This window comes from Pseudomonas sp. Z003-0.4C(8344-21), assembly GCF_900104975.1.
Taxonomy (GTDB): domain Bacteria; phylum Pseudomonadota; class Gammaproteobacteria; order Pseudomonadales; family Pseudomonadaceae; genus Aquipseudomonas; species Aquipseudomonas granadensis.
The window spans coordinates 3,533,095-3,550,820 of sequence record NZ_LT629756.1 but is presented as its reverse complement, the minus strand read 5'-3'; the positions used below and the strand labels follow the sequence as shown (position 1 = coordinate 3,550,820).

Below are 17,726 nucleotides of genomic sequence, written 5' to 3'. Positions count from 1 at the left end.
CGATAAGTGCGAAGCACTTCAATCTATAAAACAGGACATGAGTCTCGCTATTGAGACTCGGCAATCCCCAGCGCGACCATTTTCTTGTACAGCGTCGACCGCCCAAGCCCCAGCCTGGCCGCTGCTTCAGGCACCTTGCCCGCGCTTTGCGCCAGTGCGGCCTGTATCAATTGCCGGTCGAAGCGTTCCCGCGCCTGCGCGTAGGTTTCTTCCGTCGCCGTTTCGGGCACGTGCGCGGACGTACGTTCAACCGGTGTCAACGTGCCAATCGCCGCGCGCAGATCCTGCTCGGTCAGAATCAAGTCATCACTGAGTAGCGCCGCACGCTCCAGCACATTACGCAACTCGCGAATGTTCCCCGGCCAGGCGTGTTGGCCGAGCAACGTCAGCGCATCGCGGTGCAGCTCGTGCTGGCTGCGCAGCTCCTCCAGAATCGCCTCGCTGAGTGCCGGCAAATCATCGAGGCGTTCGCGCAGAGGCGGCACCTGGATCGGCAGCACATTCAGGCGATAGTACAAATCGGCGCGGAATTCGCCGCGCTTGATTGCCGCTTGCAGATCGGTCGATGTGGCAGCGATGACTCGTACGTCGCTCTGGATCACTTCGTTGGAGCCGACGGGTTCAAACTCCTTTTCCTGCAGTACGCGCAGCAACTTGCTCTGTAGCGGCAGCGGCATGTCGCCGATCTCGTCGAGAAACAGCGTGCCGCCCTGAGCGATCTGAAACTTGCCGGTACGCCCCTTGCGATCAGCACCGGTGAACGCGCCGGGGGCCGTGCCGAAAAATTCAGCTTCGAGCAGCGCTTCGGGAATCGCCGCGCTGTTGATGCTGACAAAGGCTTTGTGCGCGCGGGGCGATGCGCTGTGGATCGCTTGAGCGAGCAGTTCCTTGCCGGTGCCGGTTTCGCCGAGCAGCAAGACCGGCGAGTCGGCACTGGCACTGCGCCGGGCGCGGCGTTTGACTTCAAGACTGGCGGCGCTGGTGCCGATGAAGTGGGCAAAGTTGTATTTGGTCTGGCGGGCGCGCAACAGCGAGCGCGTCGAGGCCAGTTCCTCCTGCATGCTCAGGTAGCGCTTGAGCATGGGCGACAATGTGCGCAACTCGTCGAACAGGGCAAACCCGATCGCGCCGATCACGGTGCCAGCATCGTCGTGAATTGGCAGGCGCATCACCACCAACGGCTCTTTTGGCGTGTCTTGCATGTCGAGCAGAATCGGCCGCCCGGTGCGTACCACTTCACGCAGCAGGCTGCTGGGGATCACGCTTTCGCAGGCCTTGCCGATTGCGCTGGCAGCCGATTCAAGGCCGAAGCGCCGGGCATAGCGCTCGTTCATCCAGACGATGTTGGCGTCCCGATCAACAATGACCGTGCCTTCGCTCGACTGCTCGATGATCTCGAACAGCGAGCGGATCGCCAGCGTGCGAACGCGTTGGTAGTCCTTGAGGCTTTCGGTGGTGTTCATCGGGTAGATCCTGAAAACGTTTCGTCAGTAATGGCGCTATCGCGAGCAGGCTCACTGCTACATTTGGAATACATTTCAAATGTGGGAGTGAGCCTGTTCGCGATGAATATGACTCGGTTTGCCGGCCATCTCGGATTATGCCTACCCCGGATGCGCCGCCGCCAACAGCTCTTTGGTATACGGATGCTGCGGCGCATCGAATACCTCATGGCTGGCGCCACGCTCCACGACTTTACCGTCCTTGATCACAATCATGTCATGGGCCAGCGCGCGAACGACGGCCAGGTCATGGCTGATGAACAGGTACGTCAGACCGTGCTTTTCCTGCAACTGGCGGAGCAGGGCGACCACTTGTTTCTGCACTGTGCGATCCAGCGCCGACGTCGGCTCGTCGAGCAGAATGAGCGCCGGTTTCAATACCAGTGCCCGGGCGATGGCGATGCGCTGGCGCTGACCACCGGAAAACTCGTGGGGATAGCGATGACGACTTTCCGGGTCGAGACCGACCTCTTTGAGCACGCGGATCACTTGCTCATCACACTCATCGGCGCTCGATTCACAATGCACTTCGAGGCCTTCGCTGATGATCTGTGCCACCGACATGCGCGGGCTGAGGCTGCCGAACGGGTCCTGAAACACAACTTGCATTTGCCGCCGCCACGGGCGCATCTGTTTCTGATTGAGACAGTCGAGTGCCTCGCCCTGAAAGCGGATGCTGCCTTCGGAGTCGAGCAGGCGCAGGATCGCCTGACCCAGCGTCGACTTGCCTGAACCCGATTCGCCGACGATGCCCAGCGTTTTGCCACGCTGAATGTTCAAGCTGATGCCATCCACCGCGCGCAGATATTGCTTGCGCTGAAACAGCCCGCCACCGACGGCGAACTCGACCTTCAGATCATCGACTTCCAGCACGTTCTCACGCTCATCGCGCGGCAGCGCTTCGCCCTCGGGTTCGGCGTTGAGCAGCACGCAGCTGTAAGGGTGCTGCGGCTCGGTGAACAAGGTTTCGCAGGGCGCCTGCTCGACGATTTCGCCGGCCTTCATCACGCAAACACGTTGCGCGATGCTGCGCACCAGATTGAGGTCGTGGCTGATCAACAGCAACGACATGCCCAAGCGCTTCTGCAAGGATTTGAGTAGCAGCAGAATCTTGCGCTGTACCGTGACGTCGAGCGCGGTGGTTGGCTCGTCGGCGATCAACAATTCCGGTTCGCACGCCAGCGCCATGGCGATCATGACCCGCTGCCGTTGCCCGCCCGAGAGCTGGTGCGGATAGGCTTTCAGGCGCTCCTTTGGTTTCTGAATACCGACCAGTCCGAGCAATTCGAGAATGCGTTGCTGCGCTGCTTTGCCGCCGAGGCCGCGATGCAACAGAAGCGTCTCGCCAATCTGTTTCTCGATGGTGTGCAGCGGATTGAGCGAGGTCATCGGCTCCTGAAAAATCATGGCGATGCGGTTGCCGCGCAACTCGCGCAAGACTTTCGGATCCGCCCCGAGCAGCTCCTGGCCACGATAGCGAATGCTGCCGCGGGTGTGCGCCTCGGACTCGGGCAACAATTGCAGAATCGAGTGCGCGGTGACCGACTTTCCGGAGCCGGATTCGCCGACCAGCGCCAGGCATTCGCCCGGGCAGATATCCAGACACAAATCACGCACCACGGTCTGGCCGTGGAACGCGACATTGAGGTTACGGATTTCAATCAGGTGATCAGTCATGGGCACGCTTCAGGACCTTGGATCGAATGCGTCACGCAACGCTTCGCCGATGAATACCAATAAAGACAGAATCAGCGCCAGCGTGAAGAACGCCGTCAGACCGAGCCAGGGGGCTTGCAGGTTCTGTTTGCCCTGGCCGATCAACTCGCCCAGCGAGGCACTGCCGGCGGGCATGCCGAAGCCGAGAAAGTCCAGCGCGGTCAGGGTCGAGATCGCTCCGGTGAGAATGAACGGCAGGTAACTCAAAGTCGCGTTCATTGCGTTGGGCAGTATGTGCCGGAAAATCACCTTGCGGTCGCTGAGCCCCAGCGCACGGGCGGCTTTGACGTATTCCAGATTGCGCCCGCGCAGGAATTCGGCGCGCACTACATCCACCAGCGCCAGCCATGAAAACAGCGCCATGATCCCCAGCAACCACCAGAAATTCGGCTCGACGAAACCGGACAGAATGATCAGCAGGTACAACACCGGCAACCCCGACCAGACTTCCAGCAGCCGTTGCCCAAGCAAGTCGACCCAGCCGCCGTAGTAGCCCTGCAATGCACCGGCAGCAATGCCGATCAGTGCGCTGACAAACGTCAGCATCAAGGCGAACAGAATCGACACCCGCGCGCCAAAAATCACCCGCGCCAGCACATCCCGCGACTGATCGTCAGTCCCCAGCCAATTCACCGATGTAGGCGGGCTGGGCGCTGGTTTATTGAGATCATAGTTCGGCGTGTCGTCACTGAACGGAATCGGCGGAAACAGCAGCCAGCCGCCGTCCTTGCGAATCAGGTTCTGCACATAGTCGCTGCGATAATCGGCCTGGAATGGCAGTTGCCCGCCGAACTCCTGTTCGGTGTGGCGCTTGAACACCGGGAAATACCACTGGTCCTGATAGCTGACCATCAACGGCTTGTCGTTGGCGATCAATTCGCCGCCAAGTGTCAGCATGAACAGGCCGATGAACAGCCACAGCGACCACCAGCCGCGACGGTTTTTCTTGAACCGCTCGAAACGGCGACGACCCAACGGCGAGAGCTTGAACATCAGGCGTTCCTCGCGGCGAAGTCGATACGCGGGTCGACCAGGGTGTAGCACAGGTCGCCAATCAGTTTTATCAGCAGGCCGAACAAGGTGAAGATGAACAACGAACCGAACACCACCGGATAATCCCGCGAAACCGCCGCTTCGTAGCTCATGCGCCCGAGGCCATCGAGCGAAAAAATCACTTCGATCAACAGGGAGCCGGCGAAGAACACGCTGATAAACGCTTGGGGAATGCCGGACACCACCAGCAGCATCGCATTGCGAAATACGTGGCCATACAGCACACGGCGTTCACTCAAGCCTTTGGCGCGCGCGGTCACCACATACTGGCGGGTGATTTCATTGAGAAACGAGTTTTTCGTCAGGATCGTCAGCGTCGCAAATCCGCCGATCACCAGCGCTGTCACTGGCAGCACCAGGTGCCAGAAATAGTCGGCGATCTTGCCCAGGGTCGACAGCGATTCGAAATTGTCCGAGACCAGCCCGCGCACCGGAAACCAGTTCAGCGAGGTGCCGCCGGCGAATACCACAATAAGGAACATGGCAAACAAGAACGCCGGCATCGCATAACCGATGATGATCGCGGTGCTGCTCCAGACATCGAAATGACTACCGTGGTGAACGGCCTTGCGAATACCCAGCGGAATCGACACCAGGTAGGTAATCAATGTCGCCCATAAGCCGAGCGAAATGGTCACCGGCATCTTTTCCAGGATCAGATCAGTGACCGTGGCGCCCCGGAAGAAACTCTTGCCGAAGTCCAGCTGCGCATAGTTTTTCAGCATCAGCCACAGGCGCTCATGAGCCGGTTTGTCGAAGCCGTATTGTTTCTCGATGTCCTTGATCAGTTGCGGATCGAGGCCACGGCTGGCGCGCGAGGCGCCGCTGGCAGTCTCGCTGGCACCGGCGCCGACGCTGGCACCACCGATCCCTTGCAGATGAGCGATGGCCTGTTCCACCGGGCCGCCCGGAGCGGCCTGAATGATCACGAAATTGACCAGCAGAATGATCACCAGCGTCGGGATGATCAGCAGCAGACGCCGCAGTATGTAACCCCACATCAGTGCGGTCCTCCGGGTCTGCCGCGAGCGATTTTCTCGGCGGTCATCTGTTGGTTGGTCAGCGGCGTGCGGCTGATTTCCCACCAGCTCTCGATCGCTTCGTCATTGCTGGCTTGAATCGTCGGTATGCCGAAACGATTCCACCACACGGTCGAAGTGCCGGGTGGATAGTAATTGGGAATCCAGTAGTAGTTCCATTGCAGTACCCGGTCCAGTGCATGCGCATAGCGCAGCATGTCGGCCTGGGTGGATGCGCGAATCAGGCCATTGATCAAGGTATCGACCGCCGGGTTTTTTAGCACCATGTAGTTGTTGGCACCGGGATCGTTGGCCGATGCCGAGCTGAAGTAGTTGAGCAGTTCGCCGCCCGGAGATGTCGTGACGGGATAGCCGGTAACGATCATGTCGTAATCGCGGCTCATCAGCCGGTTGACGTATTGCGACGAATCGATGCGGCGGATGTTGAGCTCGATGCCGATCTGTTTCAGCGTGCGTTTGTAGGGCAGTAGCAGGCGATCCATACCGTTCTGGCTGACCAGGAAAGTGAAGCTCAGCGGCTCGCCCTGGGCGTTCACCAGTTGATCGCCCTCGGGTTTCCAGCCAGCCTCTTCGAGCAGTGCGAGGGCTTGCAGTTGCTTGTCGCGGATCACACCGCTGCCATCGGTTTTCGGCGCCTCGAACACTTTGCTGAACACCTCGTCGGGGATCTGCCCACGCAAGGGTTCGAGGATCTTCAGTTCTTGCGCATCGGGCAACTCGGTGGCGGCCAGCGACGTATTGGAGAAGTAGCTTTGCTGGCGAATATACAGACTGCGCATCATCTGCCGGTTGCTCCACTCGAAGTCCCAGAGCATCGCCAATGCCTGGCGCACACGCCGGTCGGCGAACATCGGCTTTTGCAGGTTGAACACGAATCCCTGGGCCGATTGCGGCGCTTCGGTGGCCAAATGGGCTTTTTGCAGACGGCCGTCGCTCAGCGCGGGGCTGTCATAGCCGATCGAATAGCCGGTCGCCGAGAATTCGCGGTTGTAGTCGTAGGCGCCGCCGCGCAGCACTTGGCGAGCGACATCGGTGTCGCCGAAGTATTCGATGCTGAAATGATCGAAGTTGTACAGGCCGCGACTGACCGGCAGGTCCTTGCCCCACCAGTCGGGGTTGCGCTCAAAGGTGATGCTGCGCCCCGAATCGACCCTGCCGACTCGATAGGGGCCGCTGCCCAGCGGGGCTTCATAACCGCCACCGCCGGCGAAATCGCGGGTTTTCCACCAGTGTTCGGGGAACACCGGGAGCGTCGCTATATCGAGGGGCAGGGTGCGGTTTTCGTTGCTCTTGAAATCGAAACGCACGGTCAGCGGCGCCTCAACTTCGACACCTTTGACCTCGGCGAACTGGGTGCGATAGCGCAGGCTGCCCTGGGTCATCAGAAGGTCATAGGTGTAGCGCACGTCTTCGGCGGTGATCGCTTTGCCGTCGGCGAAGCGGGCCTTGGGATTGATGAAAAAGCGCAGTGACAGGCCATCGTCCGAACGCTCCATCTTTTGCGCGACAAGGCCATATACGGTGTAAGGCTCGTCCAGCGAGCGCTGGGCCAGCGGCGAATACAACAACCCATCGATCTGCGTGACACCGATGCCTTTGTCTATATAAGGAAGGACATGGTCGAAGTGGCCGATCTCGATGGCCGAACGGCGCATCGTGCCGCCCTTGGGCGCCTGCAGGTTGGTGTAGTCGAAATGGCTGAAACCAGCGGGGTATTTGGCAGGCTCGCCATAAACGGTCAGGGCATGTTGCGGTGCGGCGTTCGCGCTTGCGCCAGCCGTCAGCAGGGCGAGGGCGGCGAGCATCAATGTGGGGAAAACCAGTCGCATTGTCAGCCTTGGGACTTGAATCGATAAGCGCAAGTTGTACGCGAGAGGCGCGTCGCTCGCCAGCCGTATGTGTAACTGAAACACAACGGCCCACCAGAAGGCGGGCCGTTGCGGGCAGTCGGACGACGAATCAGTCCTGACGGCTGGTGACTTCCAGCAGGTGATAGCCGAACTGGGTCTTCACCGGGCCTTGCACGACATTGATTGGCGCGCTGAACACGACGGTGTCGAATTCCTTGACCATCTGACCAGGACCGAAGGAGCCCAGGTCACCGCCCTGACGGCTCGATGGGCAGCTGGAGTTGGCCTTGGCCACTTCGGCGAAATCGGCGCCGCCTTCGATCTGGGCCTTGAGTTCGTTGCACTTGTCTTCGCTGGAAACCAGGATGTGGCGGGCAGTGGCTTTAGCCATGGGGAATTTCTCCAAATGTATTTCAGTAAAGTGTGGAGCCTACCGGATTCAGTGAGCGATTTCCCGGCAAAGTTCCGTTGCTCTGTCCGTGGCGCAAATCAGAGATCGGCTGCACGCAGGCGCTCGGCGTGTTCGACGTACAGCTCGATCGGATCAGGCAGCCTCGTCACCGTGCCGTAAGCGCGGCGCAGACTGCCCAGATGGTCCAGCGGATAGTCCGAGCGAATCACCTGGCCCAAGTGAGAACTGAAGCGCCCGACAAACCCATCGTTTTGCTCCGTCTCGGTCGTGAAGTATTGCGAAAGCGCCTGGCAGATACGATGCATGGGATCAAGCAGTGAGGCGGGCGCAGTCGCAATGACGCCACTCCATGAATAATAGCGCACGCCATCGACCTGGTCCGCCCCATGCCCGCCCCAGGTCCTGGGTAGCCCTTGCGGATACTTGTCGTTGAAATCGCCGACGCCTTCGGTTGTCAGTGCATTGAGCGCGGCCAGTGCGTTCTGCGGTAACGCCGAATTGCCACTGAGCAATGAAAGGAAGTTGGCAAACAACGTCGCGACGTTCTGCGCCACCGCTTCCGGCAAACGGCCCGGGACCAGTGCCTTGCGCAAGAAGTCGGCCAGTTCCGAACCATGATTCGGGCCACTGACCGACGTCACCGAAGCAACGGTGTGTGGTGCAAGCGCTGCAGCGTAGCGGGCTGCCAATGCACCTTGGCTGTGGCCGATAAGGTTGACTTTCTCGGCACCTGTGCCAATCAGTACGCGATGAATCTGTGCAAGCAGTTGTTCACCCCTTGTTTCGTTTTTGTGAGTGGCGGAAATATGTGGGACGAACACACGGCTGCCGGCTGTTTTCAAAGCGTCGCGTGCGTCATGGAACAGCTCGAAGTGGCCGATGCGCTCGAATCCGAACAGACCATGTACCAGCAGGATGGGATAGCGAGTTGAAGCATTCCGTTGCATGTTCTGACCTTTCACAGAGGTTCATCGGGAGTCCGGAGGCCACTCTAAAACACTCATCTTGCCGAAGAAGTAAGAACAGGCTTCTATTGGTCGATGAAACTGGACCAGAAGTTGTACGAATTATCAGATAGTTGTGAGATCCGAATCGGAAGTTGCCGCCGTCTTTCGCACATTCAATAACGAATTCGAGATGTTTGCCTACTCGCCGCGCAGCTTTTACCGGACGTCTGCGGCGAATCGTGCCGACAGAAGAAATTCGCCGGATCCCGTTCAATGTGAGCTGTCGACGTCGCTTGCAAACGGCGTTTTTCCAAGGAACGGAGCCACTGATGAACACGCATGAAGTCGAGTTTTGCTACCGGATGCGCCACCCCGTCGGAGCCTGTGCATCAAATGAGTTGTTGCCGGCGGTAACCCTGGATTCGGTCGAAGGCAGGGTGCTCGATCCCGCGTTGGGCAGGGTCGTTGTCCGTATCGCTCCTTATCCAGGCATGACCTGCGGCGACCGCTTGCTGCTGAGTTGGGAAGGGCTGGATATCGAAGGCTTCGCTTACCAGCATGAAATGGTGCGTTATGTCACCGAAGGCCAGGTCGGCAAGGAGGTTGTTTTCGTCATCAAAGGCCTGCATGTCGCGGCACTGGATGGCGGTTCGCTGGAAATCTACTGGACTCGCATGAGTGCCGGATTGCCCGAACCCTCCTTGTCGGCACGTCTGCAATTATCGGTCGGTGATCCACGTCCACAACTGCTCGCACCGATCGTCGAGGGTGTGGTCAGTGGAACACTGGACCCAGCGCGGGTGCCGGAGGGTACGCTTGTCGTGCTGCAGCCTTATGCACGCATGGCGGCTGGCGATCGGGTGACATTGATATGGGGCACCGATGCGTTTCCAGCTTCTTTCAGGGATAACCTGAAGGTCGAAACCTTCGCTGTTGCCGATGTGCTGTCATTCTGGATCGACGGAGCGCACATCGCCGGGCATCTCGGTGAGCAGGTAGCGGTGCGTTACCGGGTCGAAGACGCTGTCGGCGCACTGCGTGAGTCCGAAGCGACGAAACTGCGGGTGATGCCCTTTTTCCGTGAGGATCTGGACGCCCCCGATGTGCTGGAGGCCCAGGATGGCGTGCTTGACAGTGAAGATTCAATCGATGGGGTGACTGTCGTGATCGGTAATGCCCGCACGCAGGAAGGAGAGTTGGTATACCTCAAATGTGACGGAGACTTTTTCAACCATCGCGACGACCGTGAGATCAGCCGCGAAACGGCAGGGAAACCGTTGATTTTCATCGTGCCTCACCGGTTTTGGCGTGAGCATCATGGCACCACGGTGCGTGTGGCTTACACGGTAGAACGTCTCGATGATGTCAGTCAGGAATCGGCAGAAACACAGGTACGAGTAGAGGCGTAGCGCTGTTTGCCATCCCTTCGGTTTCAGCGAAACCGAAGGGATGGCATGGCTATCAGTCCGCGTGCGCAGCGAGACGCTTGGCGGCGTCGAGCAACAAGCGCTCAGTCGCACTGAAACCGAGGCAGCCATCGGTAATCGATACCCCGTAGCGCAGAGATCCGCTCAGCGGCTGGCAGCCCTCGAACAGGTGGGATTCGAGCATCATGCCGATCAGGCCGCGGTCACCCTGCAGGCGTTGCTCAAGCACTTCGTTGAAAACGCCGGGTTGGCGCAAAGGGTCCTTGCCACTGTTGGCGTGACTGCAATCGACCATGATCCGGCTCGGGATATTCAATCGATTCAGATCGGCGTGGATTTTCGCCACGCTTTCACGATCGTGGTTCGACCCTTTGTGACCTCCGCGCAGCACCAGATGGGTATCGGGGTTGCCTGGCGTTTGAATGATGGCCGGATGACCTTGGCTGTCGACGCCAAAATGCCGATGCGGGTGGGCTGCCGAACGCATGGCATCAACCGCAATTGCAGCACCGCCGTCGGTGCCGTTCTTGAAGCCGACCGGCATGCTCAAGCCGCTGGCCATCTCGCGGTGGATCTGCGATTCAGTCGTGCGCGCGCCAATGGCCACCCAGCTCAGCAGATCATCGAAGTACCCGGCGGCCATCGGTTGCAGCAGTTCCGTGGCCACCGGTAAGCCGAGCCGAATCATTTCCAGCATCAACTCGCGTGACAGCGCAAGGCCACCGGCCATGTCATCGCTGCCATCCAAGTGCGGGTCGTAGGCCAGGCCTTTCCAGCCAACCGTGGTGCGTGGTTTTTCGACATAGGCACGCATTACCAAAAGCATTTCGTCGCTGACCTGTTCAGCCAGTCGAGCGAGTTTTTCGGCATATTCGAGTGCGGATTGCGGGTCGTGGATAGAGCAGGGGCCGACAATTACCAGCAGCCGCTGGTCCTGGCCGTTGAGAATGGCGCGCACGGATTGGCGCTGGGCGGCGATCTGCTGACTCAAGGTGTTGCTGAGCGGTAACCGCTGTTTGAGTTGCAACGAGCTGGGCAGACGCAAGGTCAGAGCTTCGTTGGCAGGATTCAACGTGGAGAGTGGCAGAGCGGAAACGGACGAGTTCATATTCGGTCTTCCTGGGCTGGCGGCGGTTTCTTACCGCGCGATCGGCCCTACTGGGGTGTTCGACAATTGGCCGGATTGGCTACGCGTGTGTGCTTGCCACCTGTAGGTGACCGATCGGAGGCGGCAGGCTGTCCCGAGCGGAAGCTGGTAAATCGCCAGGCGCTAAAGCTGTCGTAACGGTAATAAGTGGCGTAATTCATGGGTGAATCCTCAAATGTCTGGTGGTGTGGCTGAAAATGTGTGAAGCCTGAAAAAACAAAACCCCCGGTCGGGGAGCCGACCGGGGGTTGAGAAATCTCTGGTAGGCGACCCGTTTACATGGGCGCCGTTTGGGTATCAGGCGCGCCAGTGGCTAAACCAATACCCAAAATAAAAGCTGACCGGAGCGCAAACACCATTCACCCACGCAGCCGCGACCGAGCGCTGGGCGCTGGCGGTATCAAGCTGTGAAAGTGTATTGAACATGGGCTGTCTCCGTGGAATGGACCGAGCTTACTCGACGCTGACCGGCGGCAGCAATCAGAAATTGCTATTGGCTGTTCAACCTGATGTCTATTGCCGAAGTCCTTGAGATCGTAACACCCGGTCCCTTGCTTGTTGACCGAGGATGAACAGTGTCGTCATTGTGCTGGTTGTGGCGCTGACGAATGCGACAAAGAATGGCAAGCGCCCTGGGTTGGTGTTTCTGGAGAATGCAGGATGAGCCTTGAATTGCGTCGCGCTACCGCCGAGGACGTGACATTCGCCCGCGAGCTGACCTGCCAGAACATGCTGCGTTACTACCTTGAGTTCGAGCTGCCATGGCAAGACCATGCGTTCGATGTCGCGTGGTCGGAGCGGCAGAACTGGCTGATAGTGCGTGATGACGTGTCTGTCGGTTATATGAGTCTGAGCCGGAACATGCGCGCGCTTTATATTCGAGAATTACAGGTCTCTGAAGCGTTTCATCGACAAGGTGCCGGTTCCTGGGCGATCGATCAGGTTATCGACATGGCGCGCAGAGAGCGTCGTCCGGCTATACGCCTGACGGTCTTCCAGAATAATCCGGCAAGAAACCTTTACGAAAGAAAAGGCCTGCAGGTCCGGGGCAAGGATGAGTGTTTTCTGCGAATGCAGCTCGATATCAGCACACCTGTGCTCTGAAACCCGCAGCCGGCAAGCCCTCAATGATGTATTGAAACTTTTTTAATGCTGCTTTCCGCTAGGTCTGTGGGGCACTTTTTGCTAAGGTGTCCCGCATCCCAATATGACCATATCGCGAGGTGTCTGCTTGATTAGGGTGCTAGTGGTCGATGACCATGATCTCGTTCGTACGGGCATTACCCGCATGCTGGCCGATATCGACGGCTTGCAGGTGGTCGGCCAGGCCGAGTCCGGGGAAGAGTCCCTGATCAAGGCTCGAGAGTTGAAACCCGATGTGGTTCTCATGGATGTCAAGATGCCCGGCATCGGTGGCCTGGAAGCCACGCGTAAGCTCCTGCGCAGTCATCCGGACATCAAAGTCGTCGCGGTGACGGTTTGTGAAGAAGATCCTTTTCCGACACGCTTGCTCCAGGCCGGCGCTGCGGGATATCTGACCAAAGGCGCCGGGCTGCCGGAAATGGTTCAGGCGATTCGCCTGGTGTTCGCGGGTCAGCGCTACATCAGTCCGCAAATCGCTCAACAACTGGCAATCAAATCCTTCCAGCCGTCCAACGATTCGCCCTTCGATGCGCTGTCGGAGCGGGAAATTCAGATCGCGTTAATGATTGTCGGCTGTCAGAAGGTGCAGATCATTTCCGATAAGCTGTGCCTGTCGCCGAAAACCGTGAACACCTATCGCTACCGTATCTTCGAGAAGCTTTCGATCAGCAGTGACGTTGAGTTGACGCTGTTGGCGGTTCGTCACGGCATGGTCGATGCCAGCCTCTGATCATGACTGAAACATTCGATTCCAGTGCTTTTCTCTCGACCGTCAGCGGACGCCCAGGCGTCTATCGCATGTTCGACAGTGATGCGCGGCTGTTATACGTCGGTAAAGCCAAGAACCTGAAAAAACGCTTGGCGAGCTACTTTCGCAAAACCGGTCTCGCGCCCAAGACCGCGGCGTTGGTCGGACGGATTGCGCAGGTCGAGACGACCATCACGGCGAATGAGACCGAAGCGTTATTGCTTGAGCAAACGCTGATCAAGGAATGGCGTCCGCCGTACAACATTCTGTTGCGCGACGACAAATCCTACCCCTACGTGTTTCTATCCGATGGTCAATTTCCGCGCCTGAGCATTCATCGCGGCGCGAAAAAAGCCAAGGGCAAGTACTTCGGTCCCTATCCGAGTGCCGGCGCCATCCGCGAAAGCCTGAGCCTTCTGCAAAAAACCTTTTTCGTTCGTCAGTGTGAAGACAGCTACTACAAGAACCGCGCGCGACCATGCCTGCAATATCAAATCAAACGTTGCAAGGCGCCTTGCGTTGGCCTGGTCGAGCCCGAGGTTTACGCCGAGGACGTGCGTCACTCGGTGATGTTTCTTGAGGGGCGTAGTCATGCGTTGACCAACGAGCTGTCCACGGCAATGGAAGAAGCGGCGATCAATCTGGAATTCGAGCGAGCGGCCGAGTTGCGCGACCAGATCGCACTGTTGCGACGGGTCCAGGATCAGCAAAGCATGGAGGGTGGCACGGGAGACATTGATGTCATCGCTGCGTTCGTCAACCCCGGCGGCGCCTGCGTGCATCTGATCAGTGTTCGCGGCGGGCGAGTGCTGGGCAGCAAGAATTTCTTCCCGCAAGTGGGCATCGAAGAAGACGTGTCGGAAGTCATGGCCGCGTTCTTGGGCCAATACTTCATCAGCAGCCCCGAGCGCGATTTGCCGAGTGAACTGATCGTCAACGTGGTGCACGAAGACTTTCCGGCGCTGATCGAGGCCATTCATGAATTGCGTGGGCGCGAGTTGGCGATCAGTCATCGGGTCCGTGGTACGCGTGCGCGCTGGCAGCAATTGGCTGTCACCAACGCCGAGCAGGCATTGGGCGCGCGTCTGGCAAACCGTCAACACACCGCGGCGCGTTTCGAGGCCTTGGCCGAAGTGCTCAATCTCGATGAGCCGCCACAGCGTCTGGAATGCTACGACATCAGTCATTCCAGCGGTGAGGCAACGGTGGCTTCCTGCGTGGTGTTTGGCCCTGAGGGCGCAATCAAGTCGGACTACCGGCGCTACAACATCGAAGGCGTCACGGCCGGTGACGATTACGCTGCCATGCACCAGGCACTGACGCGGCGCTTCAGTAGACTCAAGGAAGGCGAGGGCAAGTTGCCGGACATTCTGCTGGTCGATGGCGGCAAGGGCCAGCTATCGATGGCTCGCGATGTGCTCAATGAACTGGCCGTGCCGGATCTGATTCTGCTCGGGGTTGCCAAGGGCGCAACCCGCAAGGCTGGCTTCGAAACGTTGTATCTGAATGATGCAGCGCACGAGTTCACGTTGCGCGGCGACTCGCCGGCATTGCATCTTATTCAGCAGATTCGCGACGAAGCACACCGTTTTGCAATCACCGGGCACCGCGCGCGCCGCGGCAAAACCCGCCGCACATCTACGCTTGAAGGCGTTGCTGGCGTTGGACCAACCCGCCGTCGCGACTTGTTGAAACATTTTGGTGGATTGCAGGAGTTGTCTCGTGCAAGCATCGAAGAGATCGCCAAAGCCCCGGGGATCAGTAAAAAGCTCGCAGAGTCGATTTATGCGAACCTGCATAGCGAGTAGAATGCCCCCTCACCTCGTAGCCAGTTGTGCCGATGAATATCCCTAATCTGATTACCGTTTTACGCGTCCTGCTCATACCGATCTTCATTTTGCTGTTCTATCTGCCTTACCAGTGGAGTTACATGGCCTCTGCCTCGGTGTTTGCCTTTGCGGCAGCAACCGACTGGCTGGACGGTTACCTCGCCCGTCGTCTGGAGCAGAGCACGCCGTTCGGCGCGTTTCTCGATCCGGTTGCCGACAAACTCATGGTTGCCGTGGCGTTGGTGCTGCTGGTGCAGGAACACGGCAATCTCTGGCTTACGTTGCCGGCGGCAGTCATCATCGGTCGCGAAATCGTCGTTTCGGCATTGCGTGAATGGATGGCCGAACTCGGCGCCCGTGCCCATGTCGCAGTGTCCAATCTGGGCAAATGGAAAACCGCTGCACAGATGCTTGCTTTGGTGATCCTGCTGGCCAATCCCAAGGACTTCAGCTTCTGGGTCATCTTGGGTTACGCCTTGCTGATGGTCTCCGCCGGCCTGACGTTATGGTCGATGGTTCAATACCTTCGTGCTGCCTGGCCGCATCTGAAGACGGATGTGGAAAAGAAATAAAAGTTTTTTGAATCAAGGGGTTGACGGACCTTCTTAATTCTATAGAATGCGCATCACCAAGCGGGAATAGCTCAGTTGGTAGAGCACGACCTTGCCAAGGTCGGGGTCGCGAGTTCGAGTCTCGTTTCCCGCTCCAAGTTTTACGTATTTGTTGTTGTGCTACTGACAGCAAATGCTTTGAGGCCGAGTAGCAAAATGGTTATGCAGTGGATTGCAAATCCACCTACGCCGGTTCGATTCCGACCTCGGCCTCCACTTTAAACAAGCTCCGTAGATCCATGATTTACGGAGCTTTTTTATTTGCATTGCGCTGCAAGATTCAGTTTTGAAATACAGCCATTGCTAACTTGCTTCAACGGGAAGTGATGTATATATTTCCCGCACTGCTTCAAGGGCTGCATCCTGTCAGGATTGCTGCTCTGATGCAGACTACAGCAACACCGCGCTACCGCCCGAATGGCGAAACTGGTAGACGCATGGGACTTAAAATCCCCCGCTCGTAAGGGCGTGCCGGTTCGATTCCGGCTTCGGGCACCATGAATATCAAGGGCTTGCATGACATACATCATGCAAGCCCTTAGTTCTTTTTTCCGCAATCAAAAAATCTTTTCCGCAATTCGTGACCGTTAGTCACCTCGTAGGGGTGACCTTCATGCCCTTTCGCATACGGATGTACTGTTCTGTCATCCCTACGGTGGTGTGCCCAAGTTGGTCTCGTGCTTCTCTGATGCTCCCTGTTGACTCCTCTTTATCCGTGGCCGCTTTTGCTCGTAGGTCGCGCATCTGAAATTCTGCTTTTGGAATCCCGGCTGCTTCCCTGGCGTCATCGAACCTTTTTCTGAGCATGCTGGCCGTCATCGGCTGCCCAGAGTCGATCACTACCAGGCGTGTTGATCTGATTTTCTGTCCGGCCTTTCGCGCCATGATTCGATCTATTACGACTTTGAGCTCACCAATGATTTCGATCCTTCGTTTAGCCCCAGTTTTGCCTTGCTGGACGGAGAGCTTTCCGTCGTTTATGTCGCGCTCATCCATCTTCAATGTGTCAGCGACCCTCTGGCCTGTTAGATAGAACAGGTCCAAAGCATCTCTTAATGGTTGATCGGCATGCTGGTAGGCTCGGGCAAGGACTTCGTCTTCAACATATATGTCGCGACCGGTTTCTTTATTACCCTTCACGCCTGAGCAAGGATTTGCCAAGGATGTGTAGCCGTTCTCGCGAGCGAAGTTCCAAATGGAGCTGAGTAACGCTTTTTCCCGATTTGCACGAATAGGAGCTGCCTTACCGCGATGACGAAGGTACTGGCTGACATGTTTCGGTTCGATTGCTTCTAGAGGGGCCGGTGGGTCGTTGAAGAACAGGAGAAGATTTTTCAGTTCGCGCGCGTTGTCCTTTTGGGTGGCATGGGCTTTCGTGGGAACCACCTCATTCATATAAAGCTCGGCCACGTATGCAAAGGTAAGTACGGTTTGTGTCAGAGTTTGAGAAACGCGGCTTTTTTCGAGCTTTGCGTACTCCAAGATGGCTAGGCCGTAATCTGTACCCAGCGGGATTTCCTTGCGTGGTTTCCCGCCAGTGTCATAAAGGTAGTAGGTGGTGTTGCCGCGTTTTCTCTCGCGCAGGCGAGGAATGCTTCCCGGCTTTGTTGGTCTTCGCCCCATTTATCCCACCAAGCGTGGCTGCCACGTCGGAACTTCTGGTGCGTTTGTAGTTACCCCTGTTAGCGCCGAGGCAATCACGCAGGGCCAGCCGTTGCGCTTGATGGTGTGACGAATGCCATTACGCTTCAGTACAGTAATCTGACCAGCTTTAGTTTTGGCTCCAGTCAACTCGCAGACCTGCTCATGGCTAAGAAATTGAATGTTCATGCCGCCTCCTTGCCAGGAAATACAGAGCGCTTCGAATGCGCTTGCTGTGCGACTTTGCTGCCCTCGATTCCTGGTTGCAGCTGCGCAGCCATTGCAAGTACCTGTTCGCGCATAGATCGGGCATCACGCTCGAGCTTCTTGCCGGTACGGAAGGCGCTGAAGGTTTCGGCGGCGATCCGCAGCAACTCGCCGATGGCGACCAGCGTCTGGTGCTCGGCCGGGCCGAAGAGGGGGGCTGCTTCAAGTCGTTTGCAGGTTTGTGCCAAGCGAGTGTGATCGGCCCGGATGAACTGCAGGGAGGCTCGAAGCTCGCGGATGGTTTTGGCGCTTGCGGCGCGTTGGATGTCTTTACCCTCGCGCAGGCCGGTCTCCAGGCCATCGCTGCGGCCTATGATGTAACCGCCCCAGAGCAGCAGGGCGGCCAGAGCTATCAGGATGATCAGTGCACCGATTTGTATTGGGGTCATCATG

The 17,726-nt window shown here is 57.9% G+C and carries 17 protein-coding genes and 3 tRNA genes; 8 read left to right on the top strand and 12 right to left on the bottom strand.

Going from position 1 to position 17,726, the window contains the following annotated elements; translation table 11 throughout:
• Positions 1-47: 47 nt before the first annotated feature.
• The 7 genes from BLU24_RS16165 to BLU24_RS16135 form a co-directional block, all read right to left on the bottom strand.
• On the bottom strand, positions 48-1,463 hold the full coding sequence (locus BLU24_RS16165; protein ID WP_093101826.1) for a sigma-54 interaction domain-containing protein: 1,416 nt from the start codon (positions 1,461-1,463) through the stop codon (positions 48-50).
• Positions 1,464-1,604: 141 nt separating this feature from the next.
• Positions 1,605-3,179 (bottom strand): ABC transporter ATP-binding protein, encoded by a 1,575-nt coding sequence (locus tag BLU24_RS16160; protein WP_093101825.1) that lies wholly within the window; start codon positions 3,177-3,179, stop codon positions 1,605-1,607.
• Between the two features lie 9 nt (positions 3,180-3,188).
• Positions 3,189-4,211: an ABC transporter permease gene (locus BLU24_RS16155; RefSeq protein ID WP_093101824.1), complete on the bottom strand. Its 1,023-nt coding sequence runs from the start codon at positions 4,209-4,211 to the stop codon at positions 3,189-3,191.
• Positions 4,211-5,272, bottom strand: a complete 1,062-nt coding sequence (locus tag BLU24_RS16150) for a microcin C ABC transporter permease YejB (RefSeq protein ID WP_093101823.1) — start codon at positions 5,270-5,272, stop codon at positions 4,211-4,213. Before BLU24_RS16150 ends, BLU24_RS16155 begins: the two co-directional genes overlap by 1 nt.
• Positions 5,272-7,140, bottom strand: a complete 1,869-nt coding sequence (locus BLU24_RS16145) for an extracellular solute-binding protein (RefSeq protein ID WP_093101822.1) — start codon at positions 7,138-7,140, stop codon at positions 5,272-5,274. The genes BLU24_RS16150 and BLU24_RS16145 overlap by 1 nt, the downstream gene beginning before the upstream one ends.
• A gap of 130 nt (positions 7,141-7,270) precedes the next feature.
• Complete coding sequence (locus tag BLU24_RS16140; protein ID WP_039758565.1) at positions 7,271-7,552, bottom strand: peptidylprolyl isomerase; 282 nt, start codon at positions 7,550-7,552, stop codon at positions 7,271-7,273.
• Positions 7,553-7,650: 98 nt separating this feature from the next.
• Positions 7,651-8,520, bottom strand: coding sequence for an esterase/lipase family protein (locus tag BLU24_RS16135; RefSeq protein ID WP_093106745.1), 870 nt, complete (start codon positions 8,518-8,520; stop codon positions 7,651-7,653).
• A 329-nt stretch (positions 8,521-8,849) separates the two neighbouring features.
• Here BLU24_RS16135 and BLU24_RS16130 point away from each other — a divergent pair, with 329 nt between their 5' ends.
• Positions 8,850-9,929, top strand: a complete 1,080-nt coding sequence (locus BLU24_RS16130; protein ID WP_093101821.1) for a hypothetical protein — start codon at positions 8,850-8,852, stop codon at positions 9,927-9,929.
• Between the two features lie 52 nt (positions 9,930-9,981).
• On the opposite strand, the gene BLU24_RS16125 is transcribed toward BLU24_RS16130, so the two are convergent.
• Positions 9,982-11,055, bottom strand: coding sequence for a 3-deoxy-7-phosphoheptulonate synthase (locus tag BLU24_RS16125; protein WP_093101820.1), 1,074 nt, complete (start codon positions 11,053-11,055; stop codon positions 9,982-9,984).
• Between the two features lie 336 nt (positions 11,056-11,391).
• Positions 11,392-11,520, bottom strand: a complete 129-nt coding sequence (locus tag BLU24_RS28095) for a hypothetical protein (protein ID WP_269458767.1) — start codon at positions 11,518-11,520, stop codon at positions 11,392-11,394.
• Positions 11,521-11,754: 234 nt separating this feature from the next.
• On the opposite strand from BLU24_RS28095, the gene BLU24_RS16120 reads away from it, so the two are divergent.
• The 7 genes from BLU24_RS16120 to BLU24_RS16090 all read left to right on the top strand — a co-directional run bounded on the left by BLU24_RS16120 (position 11,755) and on the right by BLU24_RS16090 (position 15,923).
• A complete protein-coding gene (locus BLU24_RS16120) occupies positions 11,755-12,198 on the top strand; it encodes a GNAT family N-acetyltransferase (protein ID WP_093101819.1) in 444 nt (147 codons plus the stop codon).
• A gap of 127 nt (positions 12,199-12,325) precedes the next feature.
• Positions 12,326-12,967: a response regulator transcription factor GacA gene (gene gacA, locus BLU24_RS16115; protein WP_016984198.1), complete on the top strand. Its 642-nt coding sequence runs from the start codon at positions 12,326-12,328 to the stop codon at positions 12,965-12,967.
• Between the two features lie 2 nt (positions 12,968-12,969).
• Positions 12,970-14,793, top strand: coding sequence for an excinuclease ABC subunit UvrC (uvrC, locus tag BLU24_RS16110; RefSeq protein ID WP_090283252.1), 1,824 nt, complete (start codon positions 12,970-12,972; stop codon positions 14,791-14,793).
• A 32-nt stretch (positions 14,794-14,825) separates the two neighbouring features.
• A complete protein-coding gene (pgsA, locus tag BLU24_RS16105; RefSeq protein WP_007950102.1) occupies positions 14,826-15,386 on the top strand; it encodes a CDP-diacylglycerol--glycerol-3-phosphate 3-phosphatidyltransferase in 561 nt (186 codons plus the stop codon).
• Between the two features lie 60 nt (positions 15,387-15,446).
• Positions 15,447-15,522 (top strand) — tRNA-Gly (locus BLU24_RS16100).
• A 45-nt stretch (positions 15,523-15,567) separates the two neighbouring features.
• A tRNA-Cys gene (locus BLU24_RS16095) sits at positions 15,568-15,641 on the top strand.
• A gap of 195 nt (positions 15,642-15,836) precedes the next feature.
• Positions 15,837-15,923 (top strand) — tRNA-Leu (locus tag BLU24_RS16090).
• Between the two features lie 93 nt (positions 15,924-16,016).
• Here the strand turns inward: BLU24_RS16090 and BLU24_RS16085 are convergent.
• Genes BLU24_RS16085 through BLU24_RS16075 form a run of 3 tightly spaced genes read right to left on the bottom strand, consistent with a single transcriptional unit; the run spans position 16,017 to position 17,725 of the window.
• Positions 16,017-17,048, bottom strand: a complete 1,032-nt coding sequence (locus BLU24_RS16085; protein ID WP_093101818.1) for a site-specific integrase — start codon at positions 17,046-17,048, stop codon at positions 16,017-16,019.
• Positions 17,049-17,255 (bottom strand): DUF4224 domain-containing protein, encoded by a 207-nt coding sequence (locus BLU24_RS16080; protein ID WP_093101817.1) that lies wholly within the window; start codon positions 17,253-17,255, stop codon positions 17,049-17,051.
• Positions 17,252-17,725 (bottom strand): hypothetical protein, encoded by a 474-nt coding sequence (locus BLU24_RS16075; RefSeq protein WP_093101816.1) that lies wholly within the window; start codon positions 17,723-17,725, stop codon positions 17,252-17,254. The genes BLU24_RS16080 and BLU24_RS16075 overlap by 4 nt, the downstream gene beginning before the upstream one ends.
• Position 17,726: the final 1 nt, after the last annotated feature.